General features: G+C 64.7%; 18 protein-coding genes and 1 other RNA gene. 16 read left to right on the forward strand and 3 right to left on the reverse strand.

All coding sequences use genetic code 11. The features are described 5' to 3' along the window. Nucleotides 1–19 precede the first annotated feature (19 nt). Together IVB26_RS11310 and ssrA are read right to left on the reverse strand one after the other, a co-directional pair. On the reverse strand, nt 20–538 hold the full coding sequence (locus tag IVB26_RS11310; protein WP_247971728.1) for an SspB family protein: 519 nt from the start codon (nt 536–538) through the stop codon (nt 20–22). A 115-nt stretch (nt 539–653) separates the two neighbouring features. Further along, nucleotides 654–1,020, reverse strand: a transfer-messenger RNA (tmRNA) gene (gene ssrA / locus IVB26_RS11315). An 84-nt stretch (nt 1,021–1,104) separates the two neighbouring features. Between ssrA and IVB26_RS11320 the strand changes: the two genes are divergently transcribed. From IVB26_RS11320 to IVB26_RS11375, 12 genes are all read left to right on the forward strand, one after another. Next, nucleotides 1,105–1,713 carry a chromate transporter gene (locus IVB26_RS11320; RefSeq protein WP_247971729.1) on the forward strand — a complete coding sequence of 203 codons (609 nt, stop codon included), beginning with the start codon at nt 1,105–1,107 and terminating at the stop codon, nt 1,711–1,713. After that, a complete protein-coding gene (locus tag IVB26_RS11325; protein ID WP_247971730.1) occupies nt 1,710–2,240 on the forward strand; it encodes a chromate transporter in 531 nt (176 codons plus the stop codon). The genes IVB26_RS11320 and IVB26_RS11325 overlap by 4 nt, the downstream gene beginning before the upstream one ends. Nucleotides 2,241–2,335: 95 nt before the next feature. After that, a complete protein-coding gene (locus IVB26_RS11330; protein WP_247971731.1) occupies nt 2,336–3,097 on the forward strand; it encodes a tripartite tricarboxylate transporter TctB family protein in 762 nt (253 codons plus the stop codon). Between the two features lie 4 nt (nt 3,098–3,101). Further along, entirely contained in the window at nt 3,102–4,619 is a 1,518-nt protein-coding gene (locus tag IVB26_RS11335; protein ID WP_247971732.1) for a tripartite tricarboxylate transporter permease, read from the forward strand. 119 nt (nt 4,620–4,738) lie between these two features. Further along, nucleotides 4,739–5,719 (forward strand): tripartite tricarboxylate transporter substrate binding protein BugD, encoded by a 981-nt coding sequence (locus IVB26_RS11340; protein WP_247971733.1) that lies wholly within the window; start codon nt 4,739–4,741, stop codon nt 5,717–5,719. Between the two features lie 173 nt (nt 5,720–5,892). Then, a complete protein-coding gene (locus IVB26_RS11345) occupies nt 5,893–6,687 on the forward strand; it encodes a thymidylate synthase (RefSeq protein WP_246921783.1) in 795 nt (264 codons plus the stop codon). 5 nt (nt 6,688–6,692) lie between these two features. Beyond that, nucleotides 6,693–7,178 (forward strand): GNAT family N-acetyltransferase, encoded by a 486-nt coding sequence (locus tag IVB26_RS11350; protein WP_247971734.1) that lies wholly within the window; start codon nt 6,693–6,695, stop codon nt 7,176–7,178. Then, nucleotides 7,178–7,690, forward strand: coding sequence for a dihydrofolate reductase (locus IVB26_RS11355; protein ID WP_247971735.1), 513 nt, complete (start codon nt 7,178–7,180; stop codon nt 7,688–7,690). The genes IVB26_RS11350 and IVB26_RS11355 overlap by 1 nt, the downstream gene beginning before the upstream one ends. Before the next feature lie 152 nt (nt 7,691–7,842). Beyond that, on the forward strand, nt 7,843–8,979 hold the full coding sequence (gene hflK / locus IVB26_RS11360; RefSeq protein WP_247971736.1) for an FtsH protease activity modulator HflK: 1,137 nt from the start codon (nt 7,843–7,845) through the stop codon (nt 8,977–8,979). Then, nucleotides 8,976–9,872, forward strand: a complete 897-nt coding sequence (gene hflC / locus IVB26_RS11365; RefSeq protein WP_247971737.1) for a protease modulator HflC — start codon at nt 8,976–8,978, stop codon at nt 9,870–9,872. Before hflK ends, hflC begins: the two co-directional genes overlap by 4 nt. 69 nt (nt 9,873–9,941) lie before the next feature. After that, complete coding sequence (locus tag IVB26_RS11370) at nt 9,942–10,148, forward strand: DUF2065 domain-containing protein (RefSeq protein WP_246921794.1); 207 nt, start codon at nt 9,942–9,944, stop codon at nt 10,146–10,148. 142 nt (nt 10,149–10,290) lie between these two features. Further along, nucleotides 10,291–11,784 carry a Do family serine endopeptidase gene (locus IVB26_RS11375; RefSeq protein ID WP_247971738.1) on the forward strand — a complete coding sequence of 498 codons (1,494 nt, stop codon included), beginning with the start codon at nt 10,291–10,293 and terminating at the stop codon, nt 11,782–11,784. A 137-nt stretch (nt 11,785–11,921) separates the two neighbouring features. Here IVB26_RS11375 and serB read toward each other — a convergent pair whose 3' ends face one another. Beyond that, complete coding sequence (gene serB / locus IVB26_RS11380) at nt 11,922–12,827, reverse strand: phosphoserine phosphatase SerB (protein ID WP_247971739.1); 906 nt, start codon at nt 12,825–12,827, stop codon at nt 11,922–11,924. 11 nt (nt 12,828–12,838) lie between these two features. On the opposite strand from serB, the gene miaA reads away from it, so the two are divergent. From miaA to IVB26_RS11400, 4 genes are all read left to right on the forward strand, one after another. Continuing rightward, on the forward strand, nt 12,839–13,795 hold the full coding sequence (miaA, locus tag IVB26_RS11385) for a tRNA (adenosine(37)-N6)-dimethylallyltransferase MiaA (protein ID WP_247971740.1): 957 nt from the start codon (nt 12,839–12,841) through the stop codon (nt 13,793–13,795). 329 nt (nt 13,796–14,124) lie between these two features. Next, nucleotides 14,125–15,900 (forward strand): acetolactate synthase 3 large subunit, encoded by a 1,776-nt coding sequence (locus IVB26_RS11390; RefSeq protein WP_247971741.1) that lies wholly within the window; start codon nt 14,125–14,127, stop codon nt 15,898–15,900. Nucleotides 15,901–15,924: 24 nt separating this feature from the next. After that, nucleotides 15,925–16,467, forward strand: a complete 543-nt coding sequence (gene ilvN / locus IVB26_RS11395) for an acetolactate synthase small subunit (protein ID WP_247971742.1) — start codon at nt 15,925–15,927, stop codon at nt 16,465–16,467. Between the two features lie 3 nt (nt 16,468–16,470). Then, nucleotides 16,471–17,166, forward strand: coding sequence for a class I SAM-dependent methyltransferase (locus IVB26_RS11400; protein ID WP_247971743.1), 696 nt, complete (start codon nt 16,471–16,473; stop codon nt 17,164–17,166). Nucleotides 17,167–17,299: the final 133 nt, after the last annotated feature.

The following is a 17,299-nucleotide window of genomic DNA, read 5'->3' on the forward strand; positions in this document are numbered from 1 at the left end:
GCTTCGCGCCCAACCTAGATCATTTCTTGCGGAAACGATCGAGCCGCACGACCTCGGCACCGCCCTGGTTCGGGGCCGTCGGCTCCTCCGTGCTTTCCGCCGCTTCAGGGGCAGGCGTCTGCACTGCGACGGCCGACGGCGCGGGAGCTGTCGGCAGCGTCTCGGGCGCGACCTCGGCGACGTCGGACGTGTCGAACTGCAGGCCGAACTTCACGGACGGGTCGAGGAAGCTCTTGATGGCGCTGAACGGCACGATCAGCCGCTCCGGAATGCCGCCGAAGGACAGGCCGACCTCGAAGCGGTCCTCGAGCACGGTCAGATCCCAGAACTGGTGCTGCAGGATGATCGTCATCTCTTCCGGATATTGCGCGAGCAGCCGCGACGACAGCTTCACGCCCTCGGCCTTCGACACGAAGGTGATGAAGAAATGGTGCTCGCCCGGCAGGCCATGGGCCGCGGCATCGGTCAGCACCTTCCGCAGCACGCCGCGCAGCGCGTCGCGGGCCAGCACATCGTATCGGATATGATCGGTCGCCATGGTGGTCCTGTTGCATCCCCGAAGCCGGACCGTGCCGCCCCGACTCGCCAAGTCGCAATAGTACCGCGCCTGACGGGTCAGCAGGAGTCCCCGCCGGAGAAGAAATCAAGAGTAAAGTGGAGGCTTCTGTTGCCAGGTGCCTCCGAACCCCGCCTAACGGAGCTTAACCCGTTAGGACTTTAAGATGGTCTTTCAAACTGCGTTACGCAGCCTGAGCAACCGGAGCAAAGTTGTCGTTGGCAACTATTGCAGTAGCCCGATAACGGCGGAACAATACCGGGAAAAAGTACGCCCTTTACGCCCTCGTCGATCCTATTTCGCCCCCGCCAAAACCCGCTTCTTGGGCATGCCCCGAGTGGGCTTTGGTGGAGGCGCCGGGTACCGCCCCCGGGTCCGAATGGTTTATTGCGACGACCGTTTATTTCCATAGCCGGCGAACCGGCACCCCCAATATAGGGGGCAAAGGTTTCGAAAAACAGAGGTTTCGCGTGAGGTCGGTGCGGTTCCCTTTGGATAGGTTCCGGACCGTCTTGGCCGCGGCGCGACCCCTGTTCTAAGCTCCTGAGATGTCCTCGGATTCAGTACCGGCCGTCCAAGAATCAGATCAAGAGCCGGATCCCGTCACCGCGCCGCCGGGCCTGGCCGCGCTGTTCCTGGCGTTTGCCCGGATGTCGCTGGCCGGTTTCGGCGGCGTGCTGGTGTTTGCCCGCCGGGCCATCGTCGAGCAGCACCGCTGGATGACCGCGGACGAGTTCAACGAGACCTTCGCGCTCTGCCATTTCCTGCCGGGGCCCAACATCGTCAATCTGTCGATGGTGTTCGGCGCGCGGCTACGCGGGATTGCCGGGGGAGTTGCCGCCTTTGCCGGGCTGCTGCTGCCGCCGACATTGATCATGACCGTGCTTGCGATCATCTACGCCCAGTTCGGCGAATTGGAGCTGCTGCGCCGCAGCCTCGCCGGCATCTCCTGCGCGGCGGTGGGTCTGTTGATCGCGGTGGTCTTCCGCATGATGACCCCGCTGTTGAAGCGGATGGACGCCGTCGCGCTCACCCTGATGCTCGGCGTGTTCGCCGCCATTGGCGTGTTCCGTCTGCCGCTCCAGGTGGTGCTGCTGGTCGCGATCCCCGTGAGTATCGGCGCCACTTTTTTCCTGCGGCGGAAAGTAGCAGCATGAACGCCGAGAACCCGGTCTGGGTGCTGATCTCCACCTTCGGCCTGATGTCGCTGTTCGCGGTCGGCGGCGCCGCGGCGGCGGTGCCCGAGATGCAGCGCATCGCGGTCGAGGTGCATCACTGGATGACCGAGAAGCAGTTCACGGATGCCTATGCGATCGCGCAGCTCTCGCCAGGTCCGAACGTGCTTATCGTGACGTTAATCGGCTATGCCGTCGCCGGGATCCCCGGGGCGCTGGCGGCGACGCTGGCGATGTGCCTGCCAACGGCGCTGCTTGCCTATTATGTCAGCCGGCTGCTGAATCGGCCGAGCCAATCGCGCTGGCCCGGCCTGATTCAGGCTGCACTGGTTCCTCTCTCGATCGGATTGATGGCGGCGAGTGCTCTGATCCTGGCCCAGTCGACCGATCGCACAATTGTTGCAGTGCTTCTGACCGCAATGGTTGCGGTGATCGCATCCGTTTCGCGCATCAATCCACTCTGGCTCCTGCTCGCCGGCGGGCTGTTGGGTTTTGCTGGCATTGTGTAATGAAAATCGCTAGGCAGTGATCCGGGCGGGGGATCCAGTTCCAGCCGATTTAGAACAACAGTGCTCGTGACTTACGGGTCGCGGAGGAGACATGCATGGCCGACACGATGGGCCACTCAGCGACAGCCACCCGAAATACCCGGTTGGCGCTCGGCTTTTGTCTGCTGGCGATTGCGCCGCAGATATTCGAATTGATCTGGTCGATCGGGACGATCTTCGGCTGGGGAGCCGGCCGCGGCCCGGTGACGGTGATCACCAGCCACGTGACGGCGCTGCTCGCAGGCGCGCCCAGTGCGATCTTCGGATCGTTCGGTGGCGGCACCAAGAAGATGTCGTCCGAGGTACTGCTGGCGCTGATCTATTCCTATCCGCTGTTCGCGGTGGCGATCCTGACGGTGTTCATGACGATCCGGTCGGCGCAGGACTATGTCGGCGGCGTCGTCCTGATGGCGGTTGCCCTGTTCGCGCTGTGGGCAGGGAGCGACTTGCAGGGCATGCGCGGCTTCTCGTTCGGCGCGGGCACCGCGCCGCGCATGTTCGGCGGACTGCTGGTCGCCATGTCCGCCGGCATCGCCTTGACCGGCCTTGTGGCCGATGGGCCGGCAATGGCTCATTATTCCTGGCGGGGGCCATTGTTCGTGGTGGCGGCGATTCTGTTCTTCGCGCTGGCGATCCGGCCGCTCGGCCTCGTGGTCACGGCCTTTGCGAGCTTCATGATCGCGGCGACGGGGTCGCAGGAGACGCGCTGGCTGGAAGCAGCCATCGTCGGCGCCTGCCTGACGGTCGGTTGCGCAATCCTCTTTCCCTACGTGCTCGGGCTGCCGATGCCGATGTTTCCGCGTTTCCTGATCCAGTGAGGGTGTGATGGATATCTTTGCCAACCTCGCTCACGGTTTTGCCGTCGCGCTCACTCCGATCAATCTTCTGATGTGCCTGATCGGCGCCCTCGTGGGCACGCTGGTCGGCGTGCTCCCGGGCATCGGCACCATCGCGACGGTCGCGATGCTGCTGCCGATCACCTTCGGACTGCCCCCGGTCGGCGCCCTGATCATGCTCGCCGGCATCTATTACGGCGCGCAATATGGCGGCTCGACCACGTCGATCCTGGTCAACATACCAGGCGAGGCGACATCGGTCGTCACCGCCATCGACGGCCACCAGATGGCGAGGCAAGGCCGCGCCGGCCCCGCGCTGGCGATCGCCGCGATCGGCTCGTTCTTCGCCGGCTGCGTCGCGACCGTCTTGATTGCCGTCCTCGGCGCACCGCTCACAAAACTCGCGCTGGCGTTCGGCCCGGCCGAATATTTCTCGCTGATGGTGCTCGGCCTGATCTTCGCGGTGGTGCTGGCCAAGGGCTCCGTGCTGAAGGCGATCGCGATGATCGTGTTCGGCCTGTTGCTCTCCATGGTCGGCTCGGACATCGAGACCGGCGCCTCGCGCATGGCCTTCAACATTCCGGAGCTCGCCGACGGTCTCGGCTTTGCGACGGTGGCGATGGGCGTATTCGGCTTTGCCGAGATCATCCGCAATCTCGACGCCGGCGCCGAAATGAGCCGCGATCTCGTGCAGCAGAAGATCACCGGCCTGATGCCGACCAGGAAGGACCTGGTCGATTCGACGCCCGCGATCCTGCGCGGCACCGTGCTCGGCTCGATCCTCGGCATCCTGCCCGGCGGCGGTGCGACGATCGCATCGTTCGGCGCCTATACGCTCGAGAAGAAGCTCGCCAAGAACCCATCGCGGTTCGGTCGCGGCGCGATCGAGGGCGTGGCGGGGCCGGAAAGCGCCAACAACGCTGCGGCGCAGACCTCCTTCATCCCGCTGCTGACGCTCGGCATCCCGCCGAACGCGGTGATGGCGCTGATGGTGGGCGCGATGACCATCCACGGCATCGTACCGGGACCGCAGGTGATGCAGAAGCAACCCGACCTCGTCTGGGGCATGATCGCCTCGATGTGGATCGGCAATCTGATGCTGATCATCATCAACCTGCCGCTCGTCGGCATCTGGGTCCGTCTCCTTCGCGTGCCCTACCGGCTGATGTTCCCCTCGATCGTGATCTTCTGCGCGATCGGCATCTACTCGGTGAACAACGCACCGGTCGACGTGATCCTCGCCGGCGTGTTCGGTCTCGTCGGCTACTGGCTGATCAAGCACGATTTCGAGCCGGCGCCGCTGCTGCTCGGCATGGTGCTGGGACCGCTGATGGAAGAGAATCTGCGCCGCGCGCTGCTGATCTCGCGCGGCGACTGGAGCGTATTCCTGACGCGTCCGCTGTCGGCGGTGCTGCTTGCGGTTGCGGCGAGCCTCCTTGTCCTTACGGTGCTACCGGCGTTGCGCGCCAAGCGCGACGAGGTGTTCACCGAATCCGAGAACTGAGGGCGCGTCCTGCGTCGGCGCGCCGCATTCAGAAGTCGAATCGACTTGTGTTACGGCTTCATGAAATGAAAATGCCGGCCATTGGGCCGGCATTTTTGTGTGTGTCCAAGGGGATCGACATGACCTTCATTCGCGCGCTCACGGGCGCATGTGCCGCAGCGCTCGCATCGCTGAGCACCTTCATCGCGCCAGTTGAGGCGCAAACCTACCCTACGCGCAGCATCACCATGGTCGTGCCGTTCGCGGCCGGCGGCCCGACCGACGTCGTCGCGCGTATCGTCACCGCGCACATGGCGCAGACGCTGGGGCAGAGCATCATCATCGAGAACGTGGTCGGCGCCGGCGGCACCACCGCCACAACGCGCGCCGCGCGCGCCGCCAATGACGGCTATACGCTGATCACCGGGCATATGGGCACGCATGCCGCCTCCGTGCCGCTCTATCCGAAGCTTGCCTATCATCCCGAGAAGGATTTCGAGCCGATCGCGCTGCTCGCGGGCACACCGATCCTGATCCTGGCGCGCAAGGACTTTCCGCCGAAGGACCTGAAGGAGTTCGTGGCCTATGTGAAGGCCAACGCCGAGAAAGTGAATGCCGCGCATGCCGGCGTCGGCTCGGTCTCGCATGTCTCCTGCGAGCTCTTGCACTCGATCCTCGACGTCAAGCCGGTCGGCGTACCCTTCAACGGCACGGGACCCGCGATGAACGCGCTGGTGGCGGGGCAGGTCGACTACATGTGCGACCAGATCGTCAACGCCGTGCCGCAGATCAACGCCGGCACCATCAAGGCCTATGCGATCGCAACGCCCGAACGCAATCCGTCGCTGCCGAACGTGCCCACCACGGCGGAAGCTGGCCTGCCGAAATTCCAGGCCCAGGCCTGGAATGCGATGTTCGCGCCCAAGGGAACTTCGCCTGCGATCGTGGCCCGCCTGAACGCTGCGGCCAGCAAGGCGCTCGACGACGAGACCGTGCGCAAGCGCCTGCTCGAGCTCGGCAGCGTCATCCCGGGCCCTGCCGAGCGGACGCCGGAGGCGCTGGCGAGCCTCGTCAAGAACGAGATCGCGAAGTGGACCCCGGTGCTCAAGCCGGCAACTTAGGCAATGCTATCAAGCCGATAGGCAAGGGGGCGGGACGCAAGTTCCGCCCCCTTGTCGTTTGCGCCGGGAGCGCTCACTTTTTCCGGGTATAATCAGTGCGCACAGCGAATCGCCGCTGTTGCAGCGCGGGGGCGGCCGCTAAGTTCGCCGTCTCCCCAAAGGCTCAGTCGCACATGCACCAGTATCAGGACCTGCTCGAGCGGATTCTTTCAGACGGCGCCGAGAAGACCGATCGGACCGGCACCGGCACGCTCTCGGTGTTCGGCCATCAGATGCGCTTCAATCTGTCCGCCGGCTTCCCGATGCTGACCACCAAGCGGCTGCCGCTGAAGGCGATCGTGCACGAGCTGTTGTGGTTCCTGAAGGGCGACACCAACATCAAATATCTGCGCGACAACGGCGTCACCATCTGGGACGAATGGGCGGATGCCAATGGCGATCTCGGCCCGGTCTACGGCCATCAGTGGCGCTCCTGGCCGGCGCCTGACGGCCGCAGCATCGACCAGATTGCGAACGTGATCGACATGATCAAGCGCAATCCGGACTCGCGCCGCCTGATCGTCTCGGCCTGGAATCCGGCCGAGGTCGACAAGATGGCGCTGCCGCCGTGCCATTGCCTGTTCCAGTTTTACGTCGCAGGCGGCAAGCTGTCCTGCCAGCTTTATCAGCGCTCGGCCGACGTCTTCCTCGGCGTGCCCTTCAACATCGCCTCCTACGCGCTGCTGACGATGATGGTGGCGCAGGTCACCGGCCTGAAGCCCGGCGATTTCGTGCATTCGTTCGGCGACACCCATCTCTATTCCAACCATCTGGAGCAGGCAAAGCTCCAGCTCACCCGTGCGCCGCGTGCGCTGCCGGTGATGCGGATCAATCCTGACGTGAAGGACATTTTCTCCTTCCGCTTCGAGGATTTCGAGCTCGTCGGCTACGACCCGCATCCGCACATCAAGGCGGAAGTCGCGGTCTGACGCAGATGTCGCTTAGCATCCGTCGCGCGCAGCCCGGAGAAGCCGGGCTCGTTCTTTCCTTCATCCGCGAGCTTGCCGAGTACGAAAAGCTTTCGCACGAGGTCGAGGCGACCGAGGCGGACATCGCTGAAGCGCTGTTCGGCGAGCGGCCGCAAGTCCATTGCGCGATCGCCGAGTGGAATGGTGACGCCGTCGGCTTCGCGGTCTGGTTTACGAATTTCTCCACCTTCAGCGGCCGCCACGGCATCTATCTCGAGGATCTCTACGTGCGGCCGTCGCATCGGGGCAGGGGTCTCGGCAAGGCGTTGCTGGTCCATCTCGCGAAGGAGTGCGTCGACAATGGCTGGGCGCGCCTGCAATGGGCGGTGCTCGACTGGAACGCGCCGTCGATCGCGTTCTACAAATCGCTCGGCGCCGTCATGATGGACGACTGGACGCTGTGCCGCGTCACCGGGCCAGCGCTGACGCAGCTTGCTGGGAGTGCACCCTGATGGAGATCGTCTTCGTCGTCGCGATCGCCGAGAACGGCATCATCGGCGCGGGCAACGCGATCCCGTGGCGCCTAAAATCCGACATGGTGCGCTTCAAGGCGCTCACGATCGGCAAGCCCGTGATCATGGGCCGCAAGACCTTCGAATCGCTGCCCCGCCGTCCCCTGCCGGGCCGCACCAATATCGTGATCACGCGCGATGCGGACTATCGCGCCGCAGGTGCCATCGTCACGACATCGGCGGCGGATGCGGACGCGGTCGCGCGGGGCGATGCCCTGCGGCGTTCGGTCACCGAGATCGCGGTGATCGGCGGTGCCGAGATCTTTCGGCAATGGCTCGATCGCGCCGATCGCCTCGAAATCACCGAGGTCCACGCGCGGCCTGAAGGCGATACGCATTTCGACATCGACAAGGCGGAGTGGGACGAGGTCGCGCGTGTCCGCCATCCTGCCGGAGGCGCCGACAGCGCCGATTTCTCCTATGTGACATATCGTCGGCGGCCCCGCCATTAACCGCATTCGCCAATGTTAACATTGACTTTTCTGCCCCCGAGCTTAGCTCGAAAGGCGGCTGAGGTTACGTTGTAAGGGACCTGCCTGTCCCCTATAAAGCCGGACCGGATAAAGCGGGCGGGGCAATTCCACCCTGCCGAGGAGAGCGTCGAATGCCGTGGAAGAATCAGGGCGGTGGCCCATGGGGCTCGGGTCCAAAGGGACCATGGGGCTCAGGCCCGCAACCGGTCGGGCCGAGGCCGCCGGATCTGGAAGACCTTCTGCGGCGCGGCCAGGACCGCCTCCAGCAGATCATGCCGGGCGGCTATTTCTCCGGCATCGGCATCACGCTGATCGTGCTGCTGATCGTCGCGTTCTGGCTGCTGTCGGGCTTCTTCCGCGTGCAGTCCGAAGAGCTCGGCGTGGTGCTGCGCTTCGGCAAGCATGTTCGCACCGTGCAGCCCGGCCTGAACTATCATCTGCCCTATCCGATCGAGACAGTGCTGCTGCCCAAGGCGCTGCGCGTCTCCACGATCTCCATCGGCATGACGCTGATCGACGATCCGGCACGGCGCGGCCGCTCCATTCGTGACGTCCCGGAAGAGAGCCTGATGCTGACCGGCGACGAGAACATCGTCGACGTCGACTTCACCGTCCTCTGGCGTATCAAGCCGGATGGTGTCGGCGACTTCCTCTTCAACATCCAGAATCCCGAGGGCACCGTGAAGGCGGTTGCCGAGAGCGCGATGCGCGAGGTGATCGGCCGCTCGCAGATCCAGCCGATCCTGACCGGCGCGCGCAACGTGACCGAGCAGGGCGTGCAGGAACTGATCCAGAAGACCCTGGACAGCTACGGCGCCGGCATTCAGATCAGCCAGGTGCAGATGCAGAAGGTCGATCCACCGGCCCAGGTGATCGACGCCTTCCGCGACGTCCAGGCTGCGCGCGCCAATCTCGAGCAGCTGCAGAACGAAGCGCAGACCTACGCCAACCAGGTCGTGCCGCAGGCGCGCGGACGCGCGGCGAAGATCCAGCAGGATGCCGAAGGCTACAGGGAGCAGGCGGTCGCCGAGGCCAAGGGCCAGAGCGCGCGCTTCCTGAAGGTTTACGAGGAATACAAGAAGGCGCCCGGTGTGACGCGTGAACGGATCTATCTGGAGACAATGGAGCGCGTGCTCGGCGGCGCGGACAAGCTCGTCTATGACGGCGGCCGCTCGGGCCAAGGTATCGTGCCCTATCTGCCCCTGAACGAATTGACCACCAAGCGGCCACCTACCACCGGTCCGCAGTCGGGCGGAGGCAACCGATGAGGTCTCCGGTCACAGGTATCGTCACGCTGCTCGCCCTCCTGCTCGTCGTGGTCGTCGGCTACATGTCGCTGTTCACGGTGCAGCAGACCGAGCAGACCATCGTGCTGCAGTTCGGCCGGCCCGTCGACGTCGTCACCGCACCCGGCCTGCACTTCAAGGCGCCGTGGAATTCGGTGATCAACATCGACAAGCGGATTCTCGACCTCGAGAACCCGTCGCAGGAAGCGATCGCGTCCGACCAGAAGCGGCTCGTGGTCGATGCCTTCGCGCGCTATCGCATCAAGGACGCGCTGCGCTTCTATCAGAGCGTCGGCTCGATCCAGGCTGCGAACATCCAGCTCACCACGCTCCTGAACGCGGCGTTGCGCCGCGTGCTCGGCGAGGTCACCTTCATCAACGTGGTGCGCGACGATCGGGAGAAGCTGATGCAGCGCATCCGCGAGCAGCTCGATCGTGAGGCCGACGGCTACGGCATCCAGGTTGTCGACGTCCGGATCCGGCGCGCCGACCTGCCGGAGCAGAACAGCCAGGCGGTCTACCTGCGCATGAAGACCGAGCGCGAGCGCGAAGCCGCCGAGTTCCGCGCGCAGGGCGGCCAGAAGGCCCAGGAGATCCGCTCCAAGGCTGACCGCGAGGCGACCGTGATCATCGCGGAGGCCAACTCGCAGGCGGAGCAGACCCGCGGTGCGGGCGACGCCGAGCGCAACCGCCTGTTCGCGGAAGCCTACGGCAAGGACGCGGACTTCTTCGCGTTCTACCGGTCGATGACGGCCTATGAGAACGGGCTGAAGTCGAGCGATACCCGCTTCCTGCTGCAACCGGACTCGGATTTCTTCCGGTATTTCGGTAACCCGTCCGGCAAGTCGGCAACCGAGACGCCGGCGAAACCGTAAGCTAGACAAGGGCGGCAGGTCTGCCGCCCTTCGTCCAGACAAGAACAGCACACGGGAGGTTCCAATCCGATGAGGTCCATTGCGTTCGCCGACTTCCTCATCGGCCTGGGCATCTTGTTCGTGCTGGAAGGCTTGATGTTCGCGGCCAGTCCGAACTGGATGCGCAAGGCCATGAAGAGCGCCATCGCCACGCCCGACAACATCCTGCGGGTGGTCGGGATCGGTTCGGCCATCGCCGGCCTGATCCTGATCTGGGTTATGCGGCGCCCCGTTTAGTCCTCGCGCCAACGCCAAAGTGAAGGCGAAAGACCGGTTTTCGCCGTATTGTCGGGGTCTTGAGGCCCATTAAGCTCCGTGCTTGCGCCGTCCCCCCGTTCGAGCGCAGTCTGGACGCCGAACCCCTTTCCTGGAGATACCAATGTCCGCTGCCACCGTTGCCCCGACCCGCTTGCGTTTAGGGCTGGCCGCGCTCGCCGTCAGTGCATTCAGTGTGTTCGGCACGCCGGCCCATGCGCGTGGACCGGATGGCATCGCCGACGTTGCAGAGAAGGTGATCGACGCGGTCGTCAACATCTCGACCTCGCAGACCGTCGAGGCCAAGGGCGGGGGCAGCAATACCATGCCGCAACTGCCGCCCGGCTCGCCCTTCGAGGAGTTCTTCGACGACTTCTTCAAGAACCGGAAGGGCCCCGGCGGCAGCAAGGGCGGTGAAAATAGTCCGGCGCCGCGCAAGACCAATTCACTCGGAAGCGGTTTCATCATCGACACCGCAGGCGTGGTCGTCACCAACAACCATGTCATTGCGGACGCCGACGAGATCCACGTCATCCTTAACGATGGCACCAAGATCAAGGCCGAGCTGGTCGGGGTCGACAAGAAGACCGATCTCGCCGTGCTCAAGATCAAGCCGACGAAGCCGCTGGTCGCGGTGAAGTTCGGTGATAGCGACAAGCTTCGCCTCGGCGACTGGGTGGTCGCGATCGGCAACCCGTTCAGCCTGGGAGGCACCGTGACGGCCGGCATCGTCTCGGCCAAGAACCGCGACATCTCCTCGGGGCCCTACGACAGCTATATCCAGACCGACGCCTCCATCAATCGCGGCAATTCCGGCGGTCCGCTGTTCAACCTCGACGGCGACGTCATCGGCGTCAACACGCTGATCATCTCGCCCTCCGGTGGCTCGATCGGCATCGGCTTCGCCGTGCCGTCGAAGACGGTGGTGGGCGTCGTCGACCAGCTCCGTCAGTTCGGCGAGCTGCGCCGCGGCTGGCTCGGCGTGCGCATCCAGGGCGTCACCGACGAGATCGCCGAAAGCCTCAACATCAAGCCGCCGCGCGGTGCGCTGGTTGCCGGCGTCGACGACAAGGGGCCGGCCAAGCCGGCCGGCATCGAGCCGGGCGACGTCGTCATCAAGTTCGACGGCAAGGACGTCAAGGACCCGAAGGACCTGTCCCGCGTCGTCGCCGACACGGCGGTCGGCAAGGAGGTCGACGTCGTCATCATCCGCAAGGGCCAGGAAGAAACCAAGAAGGTCACGCTCGGCCGCCTCCAGGATCCCGAAAAGGTGCAGGCCGCGGTGAAGACCGACGAGCCGGCGCCCGAGAAGCTGGTGACGCAGAAGGCGCTCGGCCTTGATCTGGCAGCGCTGAGCAAGGATCTGCGCACGCGCTACAAGATCAAGGAGAGCGTGAAGGGCGTGGTGGTCACCAATGTCGACGCCAATTCCGACGCCGCCGAGAAGCGGCTCTCCGCCGGCGACGTCATCGTCGAGGTCGCACAGGAGGCCGTTTCAAGCGGCGCCGACATCCAGAAGCGGGTCGACCAGCTCAAGAAGGATGGCAAGAAGTCGGTGCTGCTGCTGGTCTCGAATGCCGACGGCGAGCTGCGGTTTGTTGCGCTGAGCGTGCAGTAAATCCTGGGCAGTCCCGTAGTGCCGTAGGGTGGGCAAAGCGAAGCGTGCCCACCAAAATTCGCTTGCGGAGACAGGTGGAGGGCACGGCGCAAGTGCGCCTTTGCCCACCCTACGGCCGCGGAGTGTGCGGCAAGAGCCTACCCCTCCACGAACTCCTCGCGCCGATATCCCTGCGCATACAGCAGCGCGGTGAGATCGCCGTGATCGATCCGCGCAGCTGCCGCAGCGGCGACCGCCGGCTTGGCGTGATAGGCGACGCCAAGCCCCGCCGCCTGGATCATGGCGAGATCATTGGCGCCGTCGCCGACCACGACCGAGTCGATGTCGTCGAGATCGAACGATTCCATCAAATCCACCAGCGTCGCGAGCTTGGCCGCGCGGCCCAGGATCGGCTCCTTCACTTCGCCGGTGAATTTGCCGTCGCGCACGACGAGTTCGTTGGCCCGGTTCTCCTGAAAGCCGATCTTGGCGGCGACCGCGGTCGTGAACAGCGTGAAGCCGCCGGAGACGAGGCAGGTGTAGGCGCCATTGGCGCGCATGGTCGCGACCAGTGTGCTGCCGCCCGGGGTCAGCGTGATGCGCTTGGCCAGCACCTCGTCGACCGCGCTGGCGGGCAGGTCCTTCAGCAGCGCGACGCGCTCGCGCAGCGCCGGCTCGAACTCGATCTCGCCGCGCATGGCGCGTTCGGTAATGGCGGCCACATGCGTCTTCACCCCGACGAGATCGGCGAGCTCGTCGATGCATTCCTGGCCGATCATGGTGGAATCCATGTCGGCGAGAAAAAGCTTCTTGCGCCGGACGCCGACAGGCTGCACGACGATGTCGATGGGCAGGTCGCCGCGCAGCTCGCGGAGCCGCTGCTCGATGGCGTGACGGTCGCCTTCGAGGTTACTGTCAGCGCCGAAGGGGATGTCGACCGCGACCCCGTCGAACAGCCAGTGCGCGGGAGCTGCCTGCGGCAGCACGGCGCGGGCGCCGTCGACGATGGTCGAGTCGAGCGCAGGATTGTCAGGGTTGCAGATCAGCGTGGCGACGAGGGACATTTGAGGTTTTCGTGAACGAGGAGCAGGTCAGCAGAGGGCCTATTGGCGAGGCCGTGCTTATCGCAGGCCCGACCGCCAGCGGCAAGTCGGCGCTGGCGCTGGAGCTTGCGCTCGCCACCGGCGGTATCGTCATCAATGCCGATTCCATGCAGGTCTATCGTGACCTCCGCATCATCACGGCACGGCCGACACAGGGCGAGGAGGCCCGCGCGCCGCACCGTCTCTATGGCCATGTCGATGCGGCCGTGAACTTCTCGGCGGGCACCTGGGTGGCTGACGCGGCAAAGGCGCTCGGCGAGGCGAAGGCGGAAGCCCGCCTGCCGATCTTCATCGGCGGCACCGGGCTCTATTTCAAGGCGCTGACGGCGGGCCTCTCCGTGGTGCCGCCGATTCCCGCCGAGGAGCGCGAGGCCGTGCGCGCGCGGCTGGAACTGAACGGCGCGGAGGCGCTGCATGCGGAACTGGCGCGTCGCGATCCGCGCGCCGCCGAGCGCTTGAACCCGCGTGACCGCACCCGGATCGCGCGCGCGCTCGAAGTGGTCGAGGCGACCGGCCGTTCGCTGCTCGACTGGCATCGGGAGGGCCAGCCGCCGCTGCTGCCGAAGGACAGTTTTCGCGCGGTATTTCTCGCTCCCGTCCGTGATGAGCTCTATGCACGGATCGATGCCCGTTTCGATGCCATGTTGGGAGCCGGCGCGTTGAGCGAGGTCGAGCACCTCGCCGCCAGACACCTCGATCCGCTGCTGCCGGCGATGAAAGCCCATGGCGTGCCGGCCTTGATCCGGCACCTGCGCGGTGAGCTCAGCCTGGAGCAGGCCGCCATGATCGGGCGTGCCGACACCCGCCATTATGCCAAGCGGCAATTCACCTGGTTCCGGCATCAATTGCCGGAGTTCGAATGGGTAAAGCCGGAGGAGGCGAGGGCATGGCTCGCCGCCATTGTGAGCACTGCCCGCGACCCAGACTGACGCCCTTTTCCGCCCGGGTTCCACAATTTACCTCTCGCCGAACTCAGGGAACACCGCTACACTGCCAAAATCGCGTGGGAATGGCCGCATTGCCTTGACATCCAAGCTTTGGCCGCTATGTTTCGCGCAACCTTTGGGAAGCCGAGCGCCTGCAATGCGTAACATTATTACCAAACTCCTTATCGCCGTCGTACCCAGGCACACCGCCGGGGATGGCTAGCTGCCATCCACATGACAGGCGGTGTGCATGGGCCCTCTTCGGGGCCTTTTTTATTTCCCGAACCCGACACGACCAAAGCCGCTGACAACAGCGCATCCGGAGCAAGCCAATGAGCGACAAGAGCCACGATCCGAACCAGATGACCGGCGCCGCGATGATCGTTCGCGCGCTCATCGATCACGGCGTGACCGACATTTTCGGCTATCCCGGCGGCGCCGTGCTTCCGATCTATGACGAGATCTTCCAGCAGAGCGAGGTCCAGCACATCCTGGTTCGTCACGAGCAGGGCGCGGGCCACGCCGCCGAGGGTTATGCCCGCTCGACCGGCAAACCGGGCGTCGCGCTGGTGACCTCCGGACCCGGTGCCACCAACATGGTGACGCCGCTGACGGACGCGTTGATGGACTCGATCCCGCTGGTCTGCATCTCGGGCCAGGTGCCGACGCATCTGATCGGCAACGACGCGTTCCAGGAATGCGACACGGTCGGCATCACGCGCCCCTGCACCAAGCACAACTGGCTGGTGCGCGACGTCAACGATCTCGCAAAAGTCCTGCACGAAGCTTTCTATGTCGCGACCTCCGGCCGTCCGGGCCCGGTGCTCGTCGACGTTCCCAAGGACGTGCAGTTCGCGACCGGTACCTATCATCCGCCGCGCAAGTCCGACGTGCACCGCTCCTACGCGCCGCGCGTAAAGGGCGATGCGACGCAGATCCGCAAAGCCATCGCGCTGCTCGCCAACGCCAAGCGCCCGGTGATCTATAGCGGTGGCGGCGTCATCAATTCCGGCCCCGAGGCGACCAGGCTCTTGCGCGAGCTGGTCGAGGTCACCGGTTTCCCGATCACCTCCACGCTGATGGGCCTCGGCGCGTACCCTGCGTCGGGCAAGAACTGGCTCGGCATGCTGGGCATGCACGGCACTTACGAAGCCAACATGACGATGCACGATTGCGACGTCATGCTGTGCGTCGGCGCGCGCTTCGACGACCGCATCACCGGCCGCGTCGATGCGTTCTCGCCCGGCTCGAAGAAGATCCACATCGACATCGACCCGTCCTCGATCAACAAGAACATCCGTGTCGACGTGCCGATCATCGGCGATTGCGGCAACATCCTCGGCGACATCCTCCAGGTGTTCAAGGCGGAGGCGAAGAAGCCCGACATCAAGGCGTGGTGGCAGCAGATCGCGCAGTGGCGTGCCCGCAACTCGCTCTATTACAAGAAGAGCAACGACGTCATCCTGCCGCAGCACGCGATCCAAAGCCTGTTCGAGGCGACGCGCGGCAAGGACACCTACATCACCACCGAGGTCGGCCAGCACCAGATGTGGGCGGCACAGTTCTTCGGCTTCGAGGAGCCGCATCGCTGGATGACGTCGGGCGGTCTCGGCACCATGGGCTACGGCCTGCCGGCCGCGGTGGGCGTGCAGGTGGCCCATCCCGACAGTCTCGTCATCGACATCGCGGGCGATGCCTCGGTGCAGATGACGATGCAGGAGATGTCGACGGCGGTGCAGTACGAGCTGCCGATCAAGATCTTCATCCTGAACAACCAGTACATGGGCATGGTGCGGCAGTGGCAGCAGCTGCTGCACGGCAACCGCCTGTCACATTCCTACTCGGAGGCGCTGCCGGATTTCGTCAAGCTCGCGGAAGCCTATGGCGGCGTCGGCATCCAGGTGCACAAGCCCGGCGACCTCGACGGCGCCATCCAGGAGATGATCTCGGTCAAGCGGCCCGTGCTGTTCGACTGCCGCGTCGCGGCGCTCGAAAACTGCTTCCCGATGATTCCGTCCGGCAAGGCGCACAACGAGATGCTGTTGCCGGAGCAGGCCAACGACGAGGCCACCGCCAAGGCGTTCGCCGGCGGCAAGGCGCTGGTGTGACGAGAGAGATTTGAGGGGACGACAATGAACCAGCCCGCATCCGCCTACTTCATCGAGGATCGCCACGATCCGAACGAGACGCATACGCTCTCGGTGCTCGTGCAGAACGAGCCGGGCGTGCTCGCGCGCGTCATCGGCCTGTTCTCGGGCCGCGGCTACAACATCGAAAGCCTCACGGTCTCGGAGACTGAGAGCCAGAAACATCTGTCGCGGATCACCATCGTCACCACGGGCACGCCGATGGTGATCGAGCAGATCAAGCACCAGCTCGATCGCATGATCCCGGTCTACCGGGTCGTCGACATGACCCTGACCAGGCGCTCGATCGAGCGGGAGCTCGCGATGGTGAAGGTGCGCGGGCAGGGCGAGCATCGGGTCGAGGCGCTCAGGCTCGCGGATGCGTTCCGCGCCCGGGTGATCGACGCCACCACCGAGAGCTTTGTGTTCGAGATCACAGGCAATACCGACAAGATCAATCAATATATCGACCTGATGCGCCCGCTCGGCCTTGTCGAGGTGTCGCGCACCGGCGTTGCCGCGATCGGTCGCGGGCCTGAAGGGATGTAAACCATGCTGGCGCGCGACTGGTACTATAACGAGCGGAACCGGATGGGGATCGGGCCCGCAGTGGCGTCGATCTACGACAACCATGATGACGCCGACCTGCGGGCGCGCGCCGCGTTGAAAATGCTCGGGGTGCAGCGCGGCTGGCGCATCGCCGACATCGGCTGCGGCAACGGCGTGCTCGCCACCGAAGCCGCCCTGATGGGCGCCGAGGTCGACGCCATCGACATCTCGCCGGCGATGCTGGCGCTTGCCGAGATCTACGCCCGCGACCGCAAGGCGCCGGTGCGCACGCAATCGGCCGGCCTGCTCAGCTTCGCCTATCGGCCGGAATCCTACGATTTGATCGTCAGCGAATTCACGCTGCATCATCTGCCGGATTTCTGGAAGGTGGTGGCGATGTCGAGGATCTATCGTGCGCTCAAGCCCGGTGCGAGCTTCTACCTGCGCGACATCGTTTACGCCTCGATGCCCGATGCCGTCGAGCGCGACGTCGAGCAATGGGCCGACTTCCAGATCAAGAACCACGATTTCGCACGCGACAGCGTGGTGACGCATATGCGCGACGAATATTCCACCTTCGGCTGGGTGATGGAGCGGATGCTGACCGACGTCGGCTTCACCCTGGTCTCGGTCGATTACCACGCACCGATGCACGGGACTTATCTGTTGCGGAAACCGAAAGCCGGCGAGCAAGGCTAGAAACTGTGAGTGCAAGCTGCAACGACAACGTCGCTGCGCTCCCTCCCCCGCTTGCGGAGGAGGGTTGGGGAGAGGGTGTCTCCACAAGCGAGAGCCCCTCAGAGGAGAAAGCCCTCACCCGCGCCTTCGGCGC

This window comes from Bradyrhizobium sp. 195 (assembly GCF_023101665.1).
Lineage (GTDB): Bacteria > Pseudomonadota > Alphaproteobacteria > Rhizobiales > Xanthobacteraceae > Bradyrhizobium.

Coding starts and splice junctions, on each gene's coding strand:
- IVB26_RS11310 (WP_247971728.1), bottom strand. CDS start 538: ATGGCGACCGATCATATCCGATACGATGTGCTGGCCCGCGACGCGCTG.
- IVB26_RS11320 (WP_247971729.1), top strand. CDS start 1,105: ATGTCCTCGGATTCAGTACCGGCCGTCCAAGAATCAGATCAAGAGCCG.
- IVB26_RS11325 (WP_247971730.1), top strand. CDS start 1,710: ATGAACGCCGAGAACCCGGTCTGGGTGCTGATCTCCACCTTCGGCCTG.
- IVB26_RS11330 (WP_247971731.1), top strand. CDS start 2,336: ATGGCCGACACGATGGGCCACTCAGCGACAGCCACCCGAAATACCCGG.
- IVB26_RS11340 (WP_247971733.1), top strand. CDS start 4,739: ATGACCTTCATTCGCGCGCTCACGGGCGCATGTGCCGCAGCGCTCGCA.
- IVB26_RS11345 (WP_246921783.1), top strand. CDS start 5,893: ATGCACCAGTATCAGGACCTGCTCGAGCGGATTCTTTCAGACGGCGCC.
- IVB26_RS11350 (WP_247971734.1), top strand. CDS start 6,693: ATGTCGCTTAGCATCCGTCGCGCGCAGCCCGGAGAAGCCGGGCTCGTT.
- IVB26_RS11355 (WP_247971735.1), top strand. CDS start 7,178: ATGGAGATCGTCTTCGTCGTCGCGATCGCCGAGAACGGCATCATCGGC.
- hflK (WP_247971736.1), top strand. CDS start 7,843: ATGCCGTGGAAGAATCAGGGCGGTGGCCCATGGGGCTCGGGTCCAAAG.
- hflC (WP_247971737.1), top strand. CDS start 8,976: ATGAGGTCTCCGGTCACAGGTATCGTCACGCTGCTCGCCCTCCTGCTC.
- IVB26_RS11370 (WP_246921794.1), top strand. CDS start 9,942: ATGAGGTCCATTGCGTTCGCCGACTTCCTCATCGGCCTGGGCATCTTG.
- IVB26_RS11375 (WP_247971738.1), top strand. CDS start 10,291: ATGTCCGCTGCCACCGTTGCCCCGACCCGCTTGCGTTTAGGGCTGGCC.
- serB (WP_247971739.1), bottom strand. CDS start 12,827: ATGTCCCTCGTCGCCACGCTGATCTGCAACCCTGACAATCCTGCGCTC.
- IVB26_RS11390 (WP_247971741.1), top strand. CDS start 14,125: ATGAGCGACAAGAGCCACGATCCGAACCAGATGACCGGCGCCGCGATG.
- ilvN (WP_247971742.1), top strand. CDS start 15,925: ATGAACCAGCCCGCATCCGCCTACTTCATCGAGGATCGCCACGATCCG.
- IVB26_RS11400 (WP_247971743.1), top strand. CDS start 16,471: ATGCTGGCGCGCGACTGGTACTATAACGAGCGGAACCGGATGGGGATC.